Origin of the sequence: Bifidobacterium sp. ESL0775, from assembly GCF_029395475.1 — a bacterium.
Classification (GTDB): Bacteria; Actinomycetota; Actinomycetes; order Actinomycetales; family Bifidobacteriaceae; genus Bifidobacterium.
Genome location: NZ_CP113917.1, coordinates 1,495,274 through 1,515,118, shown reverse-complemented (window position 1 = coordinate 1,515,118; position 19,845 = coordinate 1,495,274). Strand labels below are relative to the sequence as shown.

The following is a 19,845-nucleotide window of genomic DNA, read 5'->3' as shown; positions in this document are numbered from 1 at the left end:
TTTTGTCTGTTTACGTCCATCAAACCCACTAACCTTGGAACTGTTAGTGCAAGTCCATCTTTAAGGAGTAATTGTGGCAGCAATTGAAAGCGTATATGCCAGCGAAATTCTCGATTCCCGCGGAAACCCGACCGTCAAGGTAGTCCTCGACACCGTTGATGGTGCCGAAGGCATCGGCCTGGTTCCTTCCGGAGCTTCGACCGGCGAGGCCGAGGCTTGGGAGCGTCGCGATGGCGACAAGTCCCGTTACAACGGCAAGGGTGTTCTCGAAGCGGTCAAGGCCGTCAACGAGACTATCGCGCCCAAGGTCATCGGCATGGATGCCACCGACCAGCGCGCCCTCGACGAGACGATGATCGAGCTCGACGGCACCCCCAACAAGGGCAAGCTCGGCGCCAACGCCATCCTCGGTGTATCCCTGGCGGCCCTTTACGCCGCTGCGGAATCCGCGGAACTGCCGCTCTACCGCTATATCGGCGGCACCAACGGCCACATCCTGCCGGTTCCGAACATGAACATCATGAACGGCGGTGCGCATGCTGATTTCGCCACCGACATCCAGGAATACATGATTTCCCCGTACGGCTTCGAGACCTACAGCGACGCGCTACGCGCTGGCGTTGAGGTCTATCACACCCTCAAGGGCATCCTCAAGAAGGACGGCCATGACACGGGTCTCGGCGACGAAGGCGGCTTCGCCCCGAAGATGAAGGACAACGAGGATTCCCTCAAGTACATCATGAAGGCCATTGAGGCCGCCGGCTATGAGCCCGGCCGCCAGATTGGCCTGTGCCTTGACGTGGCTTCCTCCGAGTTCTACAACAAGGAGACCAACAAGTACCACTTCGACGGCGCCGATCGCGATGCCGACTACATGCTGGATTACTACAAGGAGCTCGTCTCCAAGTATCCGCTGGTCTCCATCGAGGATCCGTTCGCCGAAGAGGATTGGCCTGCATGGCAGAAGATCACCGCCGAAATGGGCGACAAGCTCCAGTTCGTCGGCGACGACCTGCTCGTGACCAACCCGAAGCGCCTGCAGAAGGGCATCGACCTGCACGCTGCCAACAGCCTGCTTGTCAAGCTCAACCAGATCGGCACCGTCACCGAAACGCTCGACGCCATCGAGCTCGCCACGGCCAACGGCTTCACCTCCATGGTCTCCCACCGTTCCGGCGAGACCCCGGACACCACCATCGCCGACCTCGCCGTCGCCAAGAACACCCGTCAGATCAAGACCGGTGCTCCTGCCCGTGGCGAGCGCATCGCGAAGTACAACCGCCTGCTCGAGATCGAGGAGGAGCTTGGCTCCACCGCCGAGTACGCCGGCTATTCCGCCTTCAAGGCCTGCAAGAAGTACGTCAAGTAGTTTCTAGCTAGCCATTGCGGCGCGGTTGCGCCGTGAGCTTTTACCCGCCACATTTGCTTCTGGTAAGTCGAATGTGACGGGTATTTTCTTGTCTTATGGGCACCACAACAACCAAGAACAAAACCGATGCGGGCAAGAAGCCGGCCAAGCGCCGCGGCTCCGGCCCGGTGGCGTTCTTCATCGCCCTGTTCATCGTGGCCTTGGGCGCCATCCAATTGGTCGCCACGTTCCATAGCTACGCCCTGAACCTTGCCGAGCTCAATGGGTTGAAGCGGCAGGAGGCCGCGTTGGTGGCCAAGAAACAGGATCTCGAGAACGACATCTCCCGGTGGAACGACAGCGCCTACGTCACCGCGCAGGCCCGGGAACGGCTGGGATTCGTCTTTCCCGGCGAACAGGCCATCCACGTCGAGCATCCCGAGGCCGTCACCGGCGTCAAACCCAAATCAGAGAACGGCGGCGAAAGCTCCTCGGACTCCGACCAGCAGACCCTGCCCTGGTATCGCGAGCTCGCCTACGGGTTCAAGAAGGCCGATGAGCCGTTGAAAAAGGACAAGGTCGGCGGCACGGCCGTCACCACGCCAGGCGCGGTGGGTGGCCAATCCGGCGATGCCACGAACCCAGCCGGCAAATCCGGCCGGAACAACCAGCAAGGCGACAACACTAAAAACGGTGGCCAGTCCGTGAACAAGAACGGGCAAAAGGCTGGTGCGGGCGACGCCAAAGGTGGAAACCAAAACGGCGTGAATGCCAACAAACGGTAATGGCAGCCAATCAGCTGCCTGATATCTGGTGTTCAATGTTGAAGGCTGAATTCGTGCAAGCCGTGAATATTCCTAGAACATGAACACGATGTAATAAGCACTATTAGCGGTGGATGCCACTAATCAATCGAGCGATAAAGGAACAGCGTGCAGCAAGAACAATCCCTGGAATCCCTAAACCAGAACGACCAAAGCGTCGAACAACAATCCGCCGTTTCCAACGGTCATTCGCCGGAAGCCCAACAGGATGTCGATGCCGGCCTCGCTTCGCAGGCGAAGGCCTTGGTCGATCGTGTCATGGCCGACAAGCCAAGCGATGACGACGTGGCGATGGTGAAGCGCCAGCTTGGCCGTTTTCCCCGCGGCATGGTGGCCGTAGGGGCGAGGTGCGTGTGCGGCAGGCCGCTGGCCGTGGTGACCCGTCCGGTGCTGCCTGACGGCACGCCGTTCCCTACAACCTGCTACCTGACCAGTCCGGAGGCCGTCAAGGCCGTCTCGCGCGTCGAGGCCGACGGTTCGATGCAGCACTATACCGATTTGGTCCAGAACGACGAGACGATTCATGAACAGTATGGGCGGGCGCACCGGCTCTACCTCGCTTTCCGGCATGAGCTGGCTGGCCGACTTGGCGACAGCGAGGAGCATATCGCCGGCACCAGCGTCGGCGGCATGCCTGTGCGCGTGAAGTGCCTGCACGCCCTGGTCGCCCAGACGCTGGTGATGGGCGAGGGCGTGAACCCGATCGGCGACGTGGTGATGAAGCGCATCGCCGACGAGTTCGATCCCGAAGTCTGCCGCTGCACCACGGAACTGGACTGAGTGGTTCCGGACGTGCGCTCTCACGCGTGTCGCGTGCAGATATGGTTGTTGTCGCCTGGCTGCGGGCCGGCAATGTTGCGTCTGGCGGATAATCTCGGAGACGTCGAAACAGGATGAGACAAAAGTGGATGGTGCTGATATGAATGACAAGACCAAGGATTTCGTGACGGTGGCCGGCATCGATTGCGGCACCAATTCCATACGTCTCAAGGTCTCCAAGGTCTTCGCCGACGGGAGTGTCGAGGATGTCGTTCCGCGCATGCTCGAGGTCATCCGGCTCGGCCAGGATGTTGACAAGACCCACCGTTTCGCTGATGACGCGCTTCAACGCGCGTATGCGGCCGCGAGGCGATTCGCCGAGGTTTTGAAGGAGCATCCCGCCGACGGGTTGCGTTTCGTGGCAACCTCGGCCACACGCGATGCCCAGAACCGCAAGGAGTTCGAGGATGGCATCGAGTCGATTCTCGGCGTGCGCCCGGAAGTGATCCCCGGGACGGAGGAGGCCGCGCTGAGCTTCCTCGGAGCCACCGGCAGCGTGCCACGCCGTGGGCTTGAGGCGCCGTATCTGGTGGTCGATCTCGGGGGAGGCTCCACTGAGATGGTCATGGGCGGCGACGGCAAGTCCGCGCCCGCCACGAGCGTGCAATCCGCGTTCTCGATGAACATCGGCTCGGTGCGCATGACGGAACGCCATCTGCGCCACGACCCGCCGACGCAGGATGAGATCAACCAGGCAAGCGAGGACATCGACCGGCATATCGACGAGGCTTTCGCCCACGTTCCCGCAGGCAAGACCCGCACCATCATCGGTGTCTCCGGCAGCGTCACCACGATGACCGCGCTGGTCTTGGGATTGAAGGAATACGATCATCGCGCCGTCGATGGCGTCCGCGTGTCATACAAAGACATTTTCAAGGTGGACAACCGCTTTCTCAACATGCCTCGCGCCGAGCGCGCGACCTACAAGACCATCCATCCCGGCCGCATCGACGTGGTCGGCGGGGGAGCCTTGATCTGGAACCGCGTTCTCACCCGCGTCGCGCAGGCGGCGAAACTCGACCACGGCCAGGTCATCGATTCGTTCGTCTCCAGCGACCACGGCCTCTTGGACGGCATCGTCCTGGATTACGGCACAAGACTGCTGAACGATTAATACGTCGAAAACTGTGTCTCGGGGATACGTTTGTCATACAAATGTCACACCAAGGATTGCCCTGAGTCCCAAAGAACATAGCGGTCGAATGTCAATCTTCGTTGATTTCCAACGTTCGTACCCCCGGTGGGACTCGAACCCACAAGCCCGAAGGCGGCTGATTTTAAGTCAGCTGCGTCTACCAATTCCGCCACGGGGGCACACTGGCCTTGAGGCCACAAGTCCTCATTATGCCATGCCGGCTCTACTGGCCGAACACCCGGTTTCGCCCGTTTGTCTCAAAATATGCCGTTTTTGTAATATTAATTACATTTTCGCGAGTAAACTTGGCGTTGTTTTATTCTTCTCGAAAGGCGGTTATACATGGCAGGGACACCCACGGCCAAACCAGTGGAAGAGACGGCGAAACGCGGAGGCGCGATGATCATCGTCGCGCTGATGGCCGGCTACTCCATCGTCTACATGGACAAGAGCATGATCTCGTTGGCTGTCATACCGATTGGCAACCAGTTCCATCTCGGCAAGACCCAGACCGGTCTGATCATGTCGTTCTTCTTCCTCGGGTATGCGTTGATGCAGATTCCCTGCGGATGGCTCGCCGACCGCATCGGCGCGAAAAAGGTGCTGATCGGTTCATTGACGTTCATCGCCGTCTTCGCCTTCCTGTTTGGCGCGATGGGCGGTTTGGTCCTCTTCGTCGTCATGCGTTTCTGCATGGGCCTCGGCCACGGCGGTTATCCGCCGAGCGTCACCAAGTCGATCGCCGAGAACTTCCCGCTGAAAAAGCGCACGTTCGTCCAGTCGCTGATCCTCTCCACCTCCGGCATCGGCGGCATCCTCGCCTTCACCTTGGGTGGTGTGCTGGTCGACAAGAACTGGCGTATGGCCTACGCCGTCCTCGGCGCCCTTTACCTCGTCTCCGTCATCCTCATCTGGTTCTTCGTGCCCGCCCACGGCGGCGCGGCCGAGGAGGAGCGCAAGGCGCAATCCGAAGCCAAGGCCGGCAACGTCGCGGCCGCCAAGGCCGACGCGCCCAAGGTCGGTTTCAAGGACGTCATCAAGAACCGCAATGTCATTGTCCTGTTCATCGCGATGGTCTTCATCAACGTCATGCTCTACGGCCAGATGTCGTGGATGCCCACCTACATCAAGACCACCTTCAAGCTGGGCACGACCCAGGCGGCTCTGGTGCTGGCGGTCAACTCCATCTTCACCATGCTGGCGACCATCTTCTCCGGGTCCCTGCTCTCCAAGCTGTTCCTCGGCCGTGAACGCGCCGCCATCATCGGCGCCTGCCTGATCACCGCCGTGCTCATCGTGGTCTTCACTTTCGTGGGCAAGAGCAGCCTGATCATATCGATGGTGCTGCTGGCGCTGATGAGCCTGGTCTCGATGTTCGCCTTCACCGGCATCTTCACCTGGCCTCACAAGATCATGAACGCCGAGATCATCGGTTCCTCCATCGCTGTGATCAACACCGGCGGGACCATCGGCGGCTTCCTCGCGCCGACCATCCTCGGCAGCATGGTCGAGGCCGCCCACGGTTCGTTCACCAACGCTTTCCTGTTCATCGCCGGGATGACGGTGCTGTGCGCCCTGACGGTGCTTTTCGTCAAGCCGGAGCTGACGACGGCACGCAAGTAGTCAAGAAACACACAGTTCCCACACCCGACTGATAGGCGAGGCCCACTCGCTGAAGCATGTCTCGTACGCGGACACGCTACAATGATGGCATGTTCAGTATTCTCGATATGTTCAAGGTCGGGGTGGGCCCCAGCTCGTCGCATACGGTCGGGCCGATGGTGGCCGCCTCCAATTTCGTCGCCTCGTTGAACGAGCGCGACCTCCTCGGCCGCGTCTCCCGTGTGCGCAGCACCCTGTACGGCTCACTGTCCATGACCGGCCTGGGCCATGGCACCGACAGGGCGATTGTCGCGGGTTTGGAAGGCAATGTGCCGGCCACGGTCAACACCGAGCACCTGCTCAACATCAAACAGGAATGCGAGAACACCGGGACGCTCGACCTCGATGGCAAGCACAGGATCAAGTTCGATTACGACAAGGACGTTGTCTTCGAAAAATGGAAGATGCTGGCGGCGCATCCCAACGGCATGCGTTTCGAGGCGTTCGACGACCACGGCGAAAAGGTCGACGAGCAGGTCTGGTATTCCATCGGCGGCGGGTTCGTGCGCAAGGGCCATCCTGACGACCTGATGATCGGCATCCATGAGAAGGCGCCGAAAGGCTCGACCTTCGCCGAGGAGGAGACGGTCGACAGCAGCAACGATTTTCCGCCCGAGGCGCCATATCCCTTCGCCAGCGCCAATGAGCTGCTTGACATCTGCAAGCGCGAGGGCAAAAGCGTCTCCGAGGTCGTCTGGGCCAACGAAACCGCCACGCGTTCGCCGCAGGAGATCAAGGAGGCGCTGCTCAACGTCTGGCGCCACATGGACGACTGCGTCAAGAACGGCTGCATGAGCGCGCAGACGATACTGCCTGGCGGCCTTGATGTGCCGCGCCGCGCGCCCAAGATATACCGTGAGCTTTCCGGCAACGCCGACATCCTCTCGCATAACGTCCGTCGGCCCGCGGCCGTGCTCGAATCCTCGGAATGCACCTGGGTCGACCTTTTCGCGCTGGCGGTCAACGAGGAGAACGCAGGGGGAGGCCGCATCGTCACCGCTCCCACCAACGGCTCCGCCGGCGTCATCCCCGCCGTGCTCGAATACTATTGGCATTTCGCCGGTTCCGCCGACGAGGATGGCGTGATCCGCTTCCTGCTGGCGGCCGGTGCCGTCGGCTATCTCTTCAAGCGCAACGCCTCGATCTCCGGCGCGGAGGTCGGATGCCAGGGCGAGGTCGGTTCCGCGGCCTCGATGGCGGCCGCAGGGTTGTGCGAGGTCATGCAGGGCACGCCACGCCAGGTTGAGAACGCGGCCGAGGTGGCCATGGAGCACCATCTGGGCCTGACCTGCGATCCGGTGTCCGGGCTTGTCCAGATACCCTGCATCGAGCGCAACGCCATGGCCGCCAACACTGCCGTCAACGCGGTGCGCATGGCCCTGTTGGGCAACGGCCAGCACATGGTCAGCCTCGACCAGGTCATCAAGACCATGAAGGACACCGGCGCCGACATGATGTCGAAATACAAGGAGACCTCGGAAGGTGGGCTGGCGGTCAACGTCGTGGAATGCTGACGGTGACGCGATGGCCAAAACGTTGGGGTCATCGCGCTGTCCATGGTGATTGCTTCCGGAAGATTCTGTGCACTTTGAGCGCAAACCGCACCTGAGGGGTGCGTGGGTGCTAACCTAGTGGCATTGCGAAACAACAAGGAGGCCTACGTATGGCTACGAACATGCCCGAGGTGAACGCCGAATTCGGCGCCCGACCGGTGATCGAATTCCCGGATACCCCGGCCCCGGCGGGACTCAAGGCCGTCGAGCTCGTCGAAGGCAACGGCCCGATGGTCCGCTCCGGCGACACGGTCACCGTCAACTACCACGGTGTGGTATGGGGCAAGGACGAACCCTTCGATTCGAGTTTCGACCGCCACCAGCCCGCCAGTTTCGGCATTGGCGTCGGTCAGGTCATCAAGGGTTGGGACCGCACGGTTCCCGGGCACAATGTCGGCTCCCGCCTGGTGGTCTCGATTCCGCCGGAATACGGCTATGGCCGGCAGGGGATGCCGCAGGCCGGCATCGGCGGTGATGACACGCTGGTGTTTGTGGTCGACATCATCTCGACGCGCTGACGCTGGAATCGAATACGATGACCGGCCGCGGCGCCGGTCTTATTTTTTTAACCGTCCGGTATCGGCCGGATATGTAGTGGAAACAAACCGATGAAAAGGCAAGGAAGAATCATGGCAGAGGAAGAAAAGACCGTTCTGCTCACGCAGGAGGCCTACGACAAGCTTCAGAAGGAGCTGGCCTATCGTCAGGGCGACTACCGCGACGAGATCACCCAGCGCATCGCCACGGCCCGTGCCGAAGGCGATCTTTCCGAGAACGGCGGCTATCAGGCCGCGCGTGAGGAGCAGGGCAAGAACGAGGGACGCATCAACGAGCTCATCGTGAAACTGCGCAACACGAAGATCCTGAAGGCGCCGCCGGCTGGCAAGGTCGGCAACGGCTCGCTGGTCACGCTCGAGCTCGCGGGCAAGGAGATGAAGTACGTGCTCGGCTCGCGCGACATCGCCGTGGCCACCGACTACGACGTCATCAGCCCCGAGTCGCCGATCGGCGCCGCCATCATGGGCTCCAAGAAGGGCGACGAGGTCAGCTACAAGGCACCCAACGGCCGTGAGATCACAGTGAAGATCAAGGACGCCAAGCCGATGAAGTAGTGGCCCGGGCTTGTTGGCGCTTTGCTTAACATCATAAAGGTCTGAATCCATGAACAGTGGATTCAGACCTTTATGATATCTGATACTGGATGTCATCCGGTATTGATTATCAGCGTTGAAAGCTCAGACGCATGGCCTCACGAGAGATTGACGATGACCATGTAGATGGCCACCATGTGGCAGGCGTAACCGGCCACCGTCCCCAGATGGAAGATCTCGTGGAAGCCGAAGATCCGCGGCCATGGGTCGGGCTTGCGCAGCGCGTAGACGATGGCCCCTGCGATGTAGCAGGCGCCGCCGGCGGCGAGCAGCACCACGACGGCCGGGCCGGCGTACGGCGAGAACCAGAAGAGGTCGAGGAAGGCCACGCCCGAGACTCCGAAAATGATATAGACGGCCGTGTAGAGCCAGCGCGGGGCATTGATCCAGATGACGTGGATCAGGAGGGCCACCAGCGTGCAGGCCCACATGCCTGTGATGACGCCATTGCGCCAACCGGGTGTCAGCGCGAAGGAGACCGGGGTGTAGGTGCCGGCGATCAACAGGAAGATGTTCATGTGGTCGACGCGGCGCAGGATGTCGGTGGTCTTCGGCGACCAGTCGCCCAAGTGGTAGGTGGCGGAATTGACGAAGAGGATGAGCGAGCAGACCATGAACACCGCGCACGCCCACTTGAGCCCGGTGCCTTTGGCCAGGCAGATCAGCACGATGCCGGCTGCCAGCGCCAGCGGGGCGGCGACGGCGTGGATCCAGCCGCGCAGCAACGGCTTCGGGCGGCCGTGGACGTCGAGACGCACCTTGCGGCCAGGCATGGGTGGGGGAGTGATTCCCAGCGCCTCGGCGGCCCTCACCTCGCCTTTGGCGATGACGTATGCCGCCCGCTCATCGGCCTTGCGCCGGATGGTGTCGGCCTTGCCTCGCGCCGTGGCCCTGATGGCCTCGGCCTTGGCTTCCATGGCTTCTTGCTGGGCTTGGGTGACGCTGGTCGTGATCGCGTCGGCGTCTTTCGAATCTTTCTTCTGTTGGGTGGAGGCACCGCTGTCAGAGCCTTGCTGTCGGTTTTGTGCGCAGGCATGTTCGATGTCACCGTTTGACAGGTCGTCGTGACGCTGGTCGTCGGTTGAGACGATATCTGCCGGATTGTCGGCGGACTTCTCTGACATGGTCCCTCCAAAGTCTCGGATGTATCGATGAAACAGGCATGCGCCGTTAAGGAGCACCACAAACAACCATTTCCTACGCGAACGTAACTTACGTTATCGTAACCTAAGTTGATGACATCTTCAAGCCATGCGCGACACTCGTGGAATCGACCATGTATCATTGAAGTATGGCTGATTTTGATGAGATTCTCGCCGCGCAATCAGATTTCGACGCCGGCGATCGTGAATGGCTTCATTTGTTGGTGGCGGACTGGCAGGTTATCGCCGATCTGAGCTTCGCCGACCTGCTTCTGGTGCTGAAGCGTGATGACGGCAAATACATAGTCGCCGAGCAGTGCCGCCCCTCCACCGTGATGACGATGCGCAGTGACGATGTCGTCGGGCATGAGGTCTCCGAAAACCTCGTCGACGAGATCGACACCGCGATGAACGCCAAAGGCGTGCTGCACACCACGACGCTGCACCAGGTCGGCAAATCGAGCGTCTGCAACGTCTACGCCCCGGTGCGCTGCGGCAACAAGACACTGGGCGTGGTGGTGCGCGAGACCAACATGTCCACGCGCGAATCCAACGGCCGCTACGAATCCGAAAGCATCAACGCCGGCAAGATGCTCTTCGAGATGATCCCACGCGGCCAGTTCCCCTATCACGACGCGATCATGAGCCAACGGCACAACGCCAGGGTCTCCGACGGTTTCATCATCCTCGGCCCCACCGGCATCGTCAAATACGCCGCGCCCAACGCCATCAGCTGCTTCCGCAGGCTTGGCGCCATCACCCAAATGGAAGGACATTACCTGAGTGAAATAGGAACGCAATTACTCCATCCCAACGACCCGGTCCCCGAGACCCTGCCGCTGGTCCTGAGCGGCAAAGCGGCCGCCGATTGCGAGCTCGACGCCAACAACTCCATGGTCTCGATGCATTCGCTGCCGCTCTACAACGAGACAGGACGCGCCGGCGCCATCGTGCTTTGCCGCGATGTCACGGAACTGCGCCGCCGTGAACAGGAACTACAAACGAAGGACGCCACCATCTCCGAAATCCACCACAGGGTCAAGAACAATCTCCAGACAGTGTCTGCATTGCTCCGCCTGCAGGCGAGAAAGACCAAATCGCAGGAGGTGAAAACCGAGCTCAAGGAGGCGCAACGGCGCATCCAGACCATCGCCACCGTGCATGAGGGCCTGAGCCAGACCGTCAACGAGATCGTCGACTACGACGCCGTGATCTCCAATCTTTTGAAGATGAGCGTTGACCTGGCCACGATGGACGACCAGCACATCCACATCCGCTACATTGGCAAGTTCGGCATGATGCCGGCGCAGGACGCCACGCCGCTTTCGCTGGTGTTGACCGAGCTCATCACCAACGCGGTGGAGCACGGCTTCGAAGGCCGCAAGGAAGGCAACATCACCATTTCCGTGGGCCGCAGCGGTAATCACTTGAACGTGGTGGTCGAAGACGACGGCTCCGGCCTGGCCGCCGAGGAGGACAACGGCATGGCCCGTTCCTCGGGTTCCGGGCTGGGCACGCAGATCATCAACACGTTCGTGACCAACGACTTCAACGGCACCGTGCGCTGGGACGACCGCCACGGCGGCGGCACGAGGGTCATCCTCGACATCAACCTGCGGGCCGCGCAGGAAGGCGACGAGGCGGAATACTGATCGCCGTCAAGACAGGGGCATCCATATCGATGACGGGAAATCAGGGATGGTACGTTTCCCGCTGATGCCTTTCATGGATGGATAAGCAGTCCGTATTCAACGATTACCATATAAAAATCCCTTCCGATTACCACAAACCGGAAGGGATTTTTATAAAACCAAGACAGAACCCATTCTGTCAATCCGCCGGCCAGGCACTTTGACGTACGCGTGGCCAACGCTAAAAGCGTTCAGACCTGCATCTGCATGTTCTGGCTGCGGCGGGCACGCATGGCGCGGCGCTTCAAGGCGCGGCGCTCATCCTCGCTCAAGCCTCCCCAGACGCCGTAATCCTGGTTGGTGTCAAGCGCGCACTTGAGGCACGCGTCGATGACCTTGCACGTGCGGCAGATGGCCTTGGCCTCCTCGATCTGCTGGTAGGCGGCGCCGGTGTTGCCCACGGGGAAGAAGAGCTCGGGGTCCTTGTCGCGGCAAGCCGCCTTGGCGCGCCAATCAAAAGCATTACTCATAGAAGCAAACGACCTTCCTGTTGTCATCACTGGATTCCACTTCTTAGATAACCACGAAACGGATATTTTTTCAAGGGTTTTTGCCAGAAAAATACCCGAATTCCATTTCGTACGGCAATGGGGAGCGTCCTTCGCCTCATCGGCATCGCCCGGCGCGTTGATGCCAGACGAAATGAGATGCACCAAACCGATACGATGTTCAGCGGCTTCGTGGTCTCAAATCATTGGGAGACGGTTTCGGCCAAGGTGCCGACGGTTCCTGGCGCGTGGGTTCCGGCGGAAAGCTCATCGAAGAGCTCGAGGTTCTTCGAATCGTCCAGCAGCACCGTGGAGCCGACACCGCGCACATAGTGGTTGGGGTCCGTCCAATAGACGGAACCGGAGATGCCGAGCTTCCCGGTGGCGGCCTTGAACGCCATCGCCATCGACGCCAAGGTCAGCGGATTCGTCTTCTTGTCGACCTCGATGGAGGAAAGGGCGGCCTTGGCGACCTGCTGGAGCTTCTTCGGGCTTTTCATGGTCTCGCTAGAGAAGGCTTTGCCCATGATGGCCCCGATGACTTGGCGCTGGCGTTCCGCACGGCCGAAATCGCCTTTCGGGTCGGAGTAGCGCATGCGGGAGAAGGCCAGCGCGGTGGCCCCGTCGGCCACGTGGCAGCCCGCCTGCCAGTTCAGGCCCGAACGCCAGTCGTTGACGGTGCTGTCGTAGCAGAGGTTGACCCCGCCCAAGGCGTCGACCACCTTGGTCAGGCCGTTGAACTTGATTTCGGCGACATGGTCGATCTTCTTGCCGGTGATGTCCTCGACCTCGCCGGTCAGCGTTTTCTTGCTTTGCGTCTCGGCGACGGCGTTGATCTTCATGTTGGTGCCGCCGACCTTGACCAGCGAGTCGCGCGGGATCGAGATCAGTGAGGAGTTGCCGTGGGCGGGTTTGGTGAGCACGAGGATGGTGTCGGTGCGGAAGCCGGGGGTGTCCTCGACGCTGCCGCCGACCCCGGAATCGTCGCGTTCGTCGGAGCCGAGGATGAGCCATGAGGCGCCGTCCGTGTCGGCTTTGCCGGTCAGCCAATCGGCCTTGTCCAATTGGGCGTTGGCCCAGTTCCAGCAACCGAACAGCGCCAGGACGATGGCCAATACGATGACCAGCAGGGTGGTCAGCACCCAATGGTGCTTTTTACGTGGTTTCGCGGCCGCATTGGCGAATCCCGGGGCATCGCCCCGATTGGGCCTCCGGGGCGGCCTGCCCGGCTGATATCCCTGTCCGTCATATTGGGAATAGGCGCGCACGGGCGAGGCGACGCGGGAGGAACCGGCACTCTGGCGCGGCGAGCGTGCCTGGGACGCTGGAGCCGAAATCCCGGCAGGTTGGGATTGGCGAGGGTTTCTCCTCTTGCGTGCCGCGTTGGGAGAAAAGGCAGGGGGCACGGATGGGTCATTGGCGGCCGGCACACGCCCGGTATCGGGACGTCTATGCGCGCCGGATGGCATGAAGCTCGGGGGATTGCCCTGTGCGTCGTATCCGCCTGACTGCTTGACCATATGACCCCCTGTCGCTAAGCCTTTACTACTTTTACTCGTGGCAAAGCCATCAGGAGGGAAGATTGCCCTACTTCTGCGCAGGAACCGCACATACGGTTGCGTTGAGGTACTGGTTGGCGACACCCATGTACTGGCCCGTCTTGGGATCACGGATCATGCCGTTTTTCTTGTCAACGGTTCCTCCGGTGGCCGGATCGATCAATCTGCCGTCGGAGGTGGTGATCAGGCCGGTCACTGGATCGGGTGCGCCTTGTTGCGGCTGGGTCTGGTTCTGGCCAGTGGTTCCTTGACTCGTGGAGTTCGAGCTTTGGTTGTCGTCGCCCTGGCTGGAGGACATGTCCTGTTGGGTCAACGGCTTGTATTCGCGCAACACGCTCCAGACCTCATCGGCATTGCTGGCCCAGACCACGCGGTTGTTGGGGTCGCTTGGCGCCGGCACGACGGGGATGGTGCGCGCGTAGATGTGGTCGGTTTTGAGGCTGTGCAGGCTCAAGGCCAGACCCGCCAGCGTGGTGGCGTTGGAGAGTCCGCTGGAGATGTTCAGGGATTTCAAGGCCTCATGGGCAAGGCGGTAGAGTTGCTGGCTGTTGGTCAGCAGGTTCTTCGACAACGCTTCGCTGAGTATCTCCTTGACCAGGTATTGCTGGCGTGCGGCGCGCATGATGTCGCTGCCGTCGGTGCCGGTGCCATGGCGCATACGCGCGTATTCGGTGGCCTGCGTGCCGTCGAGATGCTGGAGACCTTGCTTCAAGTCAAGACCGGTGTAATTGTCCTTCATATCCGTGGGCAGGCATACGTTGACCCCGCCGATGGCGTTGATCATGCCCTGAAGGCCTTGAAAATCGACCACGATGAAATGCTCGAGTTTAAGGCCGGTCAAAGCGTTGACGGCGTTCATGGTACAGCTCGCCGCGCTGGCGAGGTCGCCACCCACGTTCCAGCCGGTGGCAAAGATGGAGTTGAACATCACGTTGTGCCGCGCGGGGACGGTGCCTTTGGACGTCTGGCAGCTGGGGGCGTTGACCAGGGAATCGCGGGGGATGGAGACAAGGTTGATATAGGAGCGGTCGGCGCTGATCTGGACCACCATGGAAGTGTCGGCGTTGTGCTCGCCTTCATCGTGGGTACCGCCAAGCGCGGCGTTATCGCCGCCGTCTCGGGTGTCCTGTCCCAGAACAAGGAACTCGATGGGCTTGCCCGCATTGGGGTCGACGAGTTTCTCGGCGGGGGCTCCATGCTGGCGGATGACTTTGACGGTTTTGGGGGCGTGGGCCAAGGCGAAGGCGGCGACGCCGACGGCGGTCGAGACGAACACCAAAATACCGACCACGGTCATGACGATGGCGCTGCGCACCCGGTGGCGAACCATATAAGTGGTGCCATGCATGGGTTTGGGGGTGTGCCATCCACCGAGATTAGGTATCTGGAGGTCTTTGATACGGTGTGAAGCCATATCTCGCCTTTCTGCTTACCCGAGCCAAAGCCTTAAAGACCGCTGCGGGAATATTACCGTCACTGTTCTACAGAGGGCATTGTAAACCTAGTGGCTGAATTTTTCCTGTATAGATGGTACCAGGCGGATTTCACAATGCAACGCCTGATTGTGTGGTGACTGGGTTGTGTTGCCGGGCTAGCGAGGCCTTCGTCTACACTGGTGAGCATGAGTTCCAACGGCAGTGTCGATATTCAACGGATTGTGGCCGGAGTGGTCGGTGAGCGGCCCCATATCCCCGGACAGACGGTCGACCGCAGCATCGCCGCCATCGTGACCGTGGAGCGTGATGTCCGTTTCTTCCCCGCGACCTTGCACGCCTTGTTGAGCCAGAAGGTGCTGCCGCGCACCATCGTCATCGCCGATTGCACCGGTGGCACATCCCAGCCGATGCGCACCGGCTTCGCCGTCTCCTCGTTGCCTGAGCTTGGGCACGGCGCCGCCGAGCAACTGGCGCCGGAACCCCCTGAACGTGTCGATGTCCAGTTGGTTCGTGCCTCGGGAGCCACCTCGTTTTCCGACGCCGTGGGCAAAGGGCTCCATTACGCCAGCCTTCCCGCCTCGGTGCGTGCGCTGTGGCTGCTGCATGACGATTCCAGGCCTGTGGGCCAGTCCTGCCTTGAGTCATTGGTGGAGACCTGGCACAACACGCCCACCGTCTCGCTGATCGGCGCCAAGCAGCTGGATTGGGGCGGCACCGCCCTGCACAACGTCGGCGCCTACGCGGGCAAGCACCGTCTGGAAAGCCTCGTCGTGGAAGGCGAACCCGACCAGGAGCAATATGACGGGCGCAGCGATGTGTTCGCGGTCTCGTTGGCCGGTGCGTTGCTGCCTCTGCCGACCACCAAGGAGGTGGGGGACATCAACCGGTGGTTCACCACATTCGCCGAGGGCGCCGATTTCTCGCGGCGCATCTGCGAGTCCGGCGGCCGCGTCATCGTGGTGCCCCAGGCCCATATCGCCCATCGCAGGGCGCGTTTCGAGGGCATCCGGACCAGGGCGGGCGAGCCTGTTGACGAGGACGCTCCGCTGGATACCACCATGCCGGTCCTCGATGCGGCGCAGAAATACTATTACACGGATATCCGCACGCTTTTCTGGCCATTGCTGTGGATAGCGAACCTGTTCCGGGCGCTCTGGCATGCCATCGGCGCGCTTGTCGCCAAGCGCCCGTGGCGGGCGTGGTGTGTGCTGTGCCTGCCATGGAGGGTGTTCGGCTCGTTGCCGGGGATGATCCACGCCCGCCGCCAGCAGCCACGCCGGCATGGGGCCGCTTCGGTCTCCTCGGATCTGCTTTCCGCCGACCGCCGGCAGATAGGGCAGTGGCGCAAACGTCGCAATGCGTTCGACAGCCAGCAACATACCGTGTTGCTGAGCCCTCTGGCCAAGAGCCATCTGCGCACGCGCGCGATTCGCCGTTTCGGTGCCGCCACAGTGATGGCCCTGGTCGCTTTCGCGGCGGTCGTGGCGTTCCAATGGGAGGTGTTCCGCAAGGTCTGGGGCGGCGGCAGCCCCTATTCATCCATGCTGATTCCCAGCGCCGCGAATTTCAGCACGTTACTTTCCGCGGCGAGCACGCCCTGGGCCTTTGGCGTCGGCGTCGGCATCGCCGTTCCTCCAGCCCCTTGGCTCATGGTCTGGCTGGTGGCTTCGGTGTTCACATTGGGCCATCCGGCTGTTGCCTTGTCGTTGATGTTCTTCCTGGCGGCTCCGGCGATGGCATTGGCGTTTTGGGCTTTCGCGGGCGTCTTCACCCGTTCCGATCCGGTGCGTGTCGTCACCGGCCTGCTGTGGGTCGCCTTCGCGCTTGCTTTCGGGGCGTTCGGCGACGCCAATCTGCCATTGCTCATGGCCATGGTGTTCCTGCCCGCGGCGTTCGCCTTCACGTTCAGGGCCGTTGGGATGTATAACACCGAGGATATGGTGCGGCCCCATCCTTCCGTCCAGGCCGCCGCATGCGCCGCGCTCTGCTTCGCCGTGGTCACGGCCTGTGAGCCGCAGCTGGCGCTCGCGCTGATCGTCTGCCTGGCCCTGTTCCTTGTCGTGGTGCGCTCGCACCGCACCATGCTGTTGCTGATTCCCCTGCCGACCCTCGCCGTGCTCGCGCCCACGATTGTTGACGGCGTCCATTACGCCACGCAGGGCGCGTGGCGCCAGTTCTTCGCCGATGTGCTTGCCCCGACACCCTTGACCGCGCCGGATTCGCTCTCGTTCGCGCAGGTCGTCGCGCGTGCCTTCGGCCTTTCCGCGGGCGCGGATGCGCAGACACGTTCTTTCGGGCAGTTGGGGCCTGATGTCCTGGTGGCGGCGGTGCTCGGCATCGTCGTGGTCTTGGCGTTGCTGGCGCTGCTGCTGCCTTTCGCGCTTCGCGCCACAAGGATGATGTGGGCCGTCGCCATTGTCGGCCTGGTGCTTTCCATGGCCGCCTGCCGCATTGGCGTGGTGGTCCAAGGTGGTACGGTTGGCGCGGGATCGGTGCTCCCGGGCGTCGCGCTGGCCCTGATGGCCTTGCTCGCCTGTTCCTGCATCGTGGCCGGCGGGGCGGTCAAGCGCTTCGTCCCCCTGCGCGTCTCCCAGGGCGAGCAGGAGGCGCAGAACCTTGATGCTTCCAGTGGCGCGGCCAAGGTGAAAGGCGTGGCGGTCAAGGCCGGGCGTGTGGTCTTGGTTGCGGTTTTGGCATCGGCCACGCTCGGCGCCGGGGCCTTCGGCGTATGGTATCGGGGCAACGATGTCCATGTCAGCGAAGGCGGTTTGCCGATGGTGGCCACCGATTATCTTGAGGGCAAAGACAGCCATCGCGTCCTCGCGCTTGAGGCCACAAGCGACAACCACATCGACTTTTCGGTCATGCGTTCGCGGCGTGGGGACTTGGTCGACGTCTCGCCGGCGTATATGGCCCAGGAGGCCTCTGGCGTCGATGACGTGTCCGTCGGTCTTCTGGCCAATGCCAGCGCAGTGCTGCTTTCCAATGGCGATGACGACGCCATCGACTCGATAGCCAAGCTTGGTTTCGGCGGCATCTATGTCTCGGCCGATAAGACGGCTGCGGACAAGGACGCCACGTTGCGCCTGATCAGCAACATCAACGCTAGCGACGGGGTGCAATCGATGGTCACCAGCCCGTCCGGCACCTACTATCGGCTGACCAAGGTCGACGAGGGCAAGCAGGGCGTGTCCACCAAGGGGCAGGACGCGGCGCAGCACAGCGCCTGGCGCAAGGCGTGGCTGTGGTGCCTGGCGATAGTGACGTTGGTCTATGTCCTGGTGGCGATACCCAGGACGCGGCGCTATGGGCAGGAACAGGCATGAACGATAACGGGGATACGATGAACGAACGTATGGAAGACAACGGCAGTGGGCACGCGGTTCCGCCGGTCCCGGCGCCGCCAGCGACCTTAACCGGTGCGCAAACCGCCCAGGGCGGTGGCAAGGGAACCGAAGCCGGATCGCAGGCAAGCCCTGAAGGGGCCGGGGTGTTGGAAGCCCGCGCCTCGCGTTCCCGCATGGTGTGGCGTGTGGTTTTGGGAGTGATCACCGTTGTGGTGCTGGTCGCCTTGATTGCCGCGGTGGTCCTTGTGCCGTTGCCGAAATGGCTGGTGGATCCGGCCAAAGGTGGCGCCAGCGCCACGGCGAAACCAGTCAGCCAGACCGACCTCACCTATTATTGCCCTTCGCGCATGGCGCTTTCGGACAGCGGCAAATACGGCGACAGCGCCTTCCAGCCCTCCGAAGGCAACGTCGCCTCATCCGCGAGATACGGGGCTTTCGGATCCGTCTACCAGGCGACGGTGAGCGCGGTGACCAATGGCAGCGAGGCGGATGACAAGAAGCTCACCGGTGACGACACCGTCAGCGGGGCCAGCGTCAAGACCTATTCGGGTTCCGCCGACAAGGGGTCGAGCGCCTTCGAGACACGTTTGCTGGCGGCGAAATCCGGCACGGGCGCTGCGGCGGCTGTGGCCTCCTGGGCCAGCGAGGGCGATCTCAAGGGATTGTCGGCCTCGACCTGCGTGGCGCCAGCGCTCGAGCAGGACTTCCTGCTGGGGCCCACCACCACCGGATCCACGCAGCAGCTGTCCGTCGCCAACTTCTCCTCGAAGGCCACGTCGTTGCAGATCCGGGTCTGGAGCACGAAGCATGGCACCCCATTGCAGCTCTCCACCGGCAACATCCTCAATGTCGGCGCCAACGGCGAGGCCACGCAGGAATTGTCCGCGGCCGCTCCCGGCAACGATGCCCTGTTTGTGACGGTCACCAGCAAGGAGACCCCGATCGCGGCCGTCGTGCGCAGCGTCGAGCTCAACGGCCTGTCCGCCATGGGTTCCGACTACGCAACCCCGCTGCGTCCTTCGTCGAGACGGCAATACCTGCCCGGCTTCTCCGCCGGCGACGGGGTGAAGGTGCTGGCCCATGCCAGGCGTTCCACGGACCTCTCCCTGTCATGGGTTGACGGCAAAGGCGCCACACAGGCGAAGACACAGCATCTTGACGCCGGCAAGGTCGCGGTGGTGGATATGGGTCAGGCCCCGCAGGATGTTGTCGGGCTGCAGGCCAGTGCCGCCGAGCCGGTGGATGTGGTGGCCAAAGTGACCAGAAACATCGATTCCGACACCGATTTCGCCTATGTCAGCCCGGCCAGCGTCTTCGCGCAGTCGGCCTTGGTGCTGCCGGACCACACCGACGGGACGCTCGCTCTGGTGAATACCTCCGGTTCGCCTGTCAAGGCGACGTTGCGGGGATATGACGCCTCGGGCAAGCCGGCGGGCGACAAGGACATCGATATCCTGGCCAATGCCGGGGTGAACGTGGCTGCCAAGGACATCGGCCAGGGCGCGGTGATGTTCACGTTGAAGGGCGGCAGGAACATCGCCATGGGCGCGCGGCTGGTCGAGTCAGGGGAGGACCAATCCCAGTCGGCCTCCCTCGCCCATTTGAACTCTTCGGGGCTTGAGCCGCAGAACATGAAGGTATGGGTCAGGCCCAACGCCGGCATTGTGCGATGACACGCTGGAAAGATGGC

The 19,845-nt window shown here is 61.9% G+C and carries 15 protein-coding genes and 1 tRNA gene; 11 read left to right on the top strand and 5 right to left on the bottom strand.

Features of this window, described 5'->3' with window-relative positions:
* Window positions 1–73 precede the first annotated feature (73 nt).
* From eno to OZX73_RS05735, 4 genes are all read left to right on the top strand, one after another.
* Window positions 74–1,369: a phosphopyruvate hydratase gene (eno, locus tag OZX73_RS05750; protein WP_277148411.1), complete on the top strand. Its 1,296-nt coding sequence runs from the start codon at window positions 74–76 to the stop codon at window positions 1,367–1,369.
* A 95-nt stretch (window positions 1,370–1,464) separates the two neighbouring features.
* On the top strand, window positions 1,465–2,133 hold the full coding sequence (locus OZX73_RS05745; protein WP_277148409.1) for a septum formation initiator family protein: 669 nt from the start codon (window positions 1,465–1,467) through the stop codon (window positions 2,131–2,133).
* 297 nt (window positions 2,134–2,430) lie between these two features.
* Entirely contained in the window at window positions 2,431–2,952 is a 522-nt protein-coding gene (locus tag OZX73_RS05740; protein WP_277150939.1) for a DUF501 domain-containing protein, read from the top strand.
* A 139-nt stretch (window positions 2,953–3,091) separates the two neighbouring features.
* Window positions 3,092–4,105, top strand: a complete 1,014-nt coding sequence (locus OZX73_RS05735) for a Ppx/GppA family phosphatase (RefSeq protein WP_277148407.1) — start codon at window positions 3,092–3,094, stop codon at window positions 4,103–4,105.
* A 118-nt stretch (window positions 4,106–4,223) separates the two neighbouring features.
* On the opposite strand, the gene OZX73_RS05730 is transcribed toward OZX73_RS05735, so the two are convergent.
* Window positions 4,224–4,305 (bottom strand) — tRNA-Leu (locus OZX73_RS05730).
* A 163-nt stretch (window positions 4,306–4,468) separates the two neighbouring features.
* Between OZX73_RS05730 and OZX73_RS05725 the strand changes: the two genes are divergently transcribed.
* The 4 genes from OZX73_RS05725 (at window position 4,469) to greA (ending at window position 8,453) form a co-directional block, all read left to right on the top strand.
* Window positions 4,469–5,749 (top strand): MFS transporter, encoded by a 1,281-nt coding sequence (locus tag OZX73_RS05725; RefSeq protein WP_277148405.1) that lies wholly within the window; start codon window positions 4,469–4,471, stop codon window positions 5,747–5,749.
* A gap of 89 nt (window positions 5,750–5,838) precedes the next feature.
* Window positions 5,839–7,302 carry an L-serine ammonia-lyase gene (locus OZX73_RS05720; RefSeq protein ID WP_277148402.1) on the top strand — a complete coding sequence of 488 codons (1,464 nt, stop codon included), beginning with the start codon at window positions 5,839–5,841 and terminating at the stop codon, window positions 7,300–7,302.
* Window positions 7,303–7,451: 149 nt separating this feature from the next.
* Window positions 7,452–7,859 (top strand): FKBP-type peptidyl-prolyl cis-trans isomerase, encoded by a 408-nt coding sequence (locus tag OZX73_RS05715; protein WP_277148400.1) that lies wholly within the window; start codon window positions 7,452–7,454, stop codon window positions 7,857–7,859.
* Between the two features lie 111 nt (window positions 7,860–7,970).
* Window positions 7,971–8,453: a transcription elongation factor GreA gene (greA, locus tag OZX73_RS05710; RefSeq protein WP_277148398.1), complete on the top strand. Its 483-nt coding sequence runs from the start codon at window positions 7,971–7,973 to the stop codon at window positions 8,451–8,453.
* Window positions 8,454–8,590: 137 nt separating this feature from the next.
* On the opposite strand, the gene OZX73_RS05705 is transcribed toward greA, so the two are convergent.
* Window positions 8,591–9,616, bottom strand: a complete 1,026-nt coding sequence (locus OZX73_RS05705) for a hemolysin III family protein (protein ID WP_277148396.1) — start codon at window positions 9,614–9,616, stop codon at window positions 8,591–8,593.
* A gap of 167 nt (window positions 9,617–9,783) precedes the next feature.
* On the opposite strand from OZX73_RS05705, the gene OZX73_RS05700 reads away from it, so the two are divergent.
* Complete coding sequence (locus tag OZX73_RS05700; RefSeq protein WP_277148394.1) at window positions 9,784–11,286, top strand: PAS domain-containing sensor histidine kinase; 1,503 nt, start codon at window positions 9,784–9,786, stop codon at window positions 11,284–11,286.
* Between the two features lie 230 nt (window positions 11,287–11,516).
* Here the strand turns inward: OZX73_RS05700 and OZX73_RS05695 are convergent, their stop codons facing one another.
* The 3 genes from OZX73_RS05695 to OZX73_RS05685 all read right to left on the bottom strand — a co-directional run bounded on the left by OZX73_RS05695 (window position 11,517) and on the right by OZX73_RS05685 (window position 14,786).
* Entirely contained in the window at window positions 11,517–11,795 is a 279-nt protein-coding gene (locus OZX73_RS05695; protein WP_277144447.1) for a WhiB family transcriptional regulator, read from the bottom strand.
* Between the two features lie 221 nt (window positions 11,796–12,016).
* Window positions 12,017–13,333 carry an LCP family protein gene (locus OZX73_RS05690; protein ID WP_277148392.1) on the bottom strand — a complete coding sequence of 439 codons (1,317 nt, stop codon included), beginning with the start codon at window positions 13,331–13,333 and terminating at the stop codon, window positions 12,017–12,019.
* 67 nt (window positions 13,334–13,400) lie between these two features.
* On the bottom strand, window positions 13,401–14,786 hold the full coding sequence (locus tag OZX73_RS05685; protein WP_277148390.1) for an LCP family protein: 1,386 nt from the start codon (window positions 14,784–14,786) through the stop codon (window positions 13,401–13,403).
* Between the two features lie 207 nt (window positions 14,787–14,993).
* On the opposite strand from OZX73_RS05685, the gene OZX73_RS05680 reads away from it, so the two are divergent.
* Window positions 14,994–18,134: a glycosyltransferase family 2 protein gene (locus tag OZX73_RS05680; RefSeq protein WP_277148388.1), complete on the top strand. Its 3,141-nt coding sequence runs from the start codon at window positions 14,994–14,996 to the stop codon at window positions 18,132–18,134.
* Window positions 18,131–19,828 carry a DUF5719 family protein gene (locus OZX73_RS05675; protein WP_277148386.1) on the top strand — a complete coding sequence of 566 codons (1,698 nt, stop codon included), beginning with the start codon at window positions 18,131–18,133 and terminating at the stop codon, window positions 19,826–19,828. Before OZX73_RS05680 ends, OZX73_RS05675 begins: the two co-directional genes overlap by 4 nt.
* The last annotated feature ends 17 nt before the right edge of the window (window positions 19,829–19,845 follow it).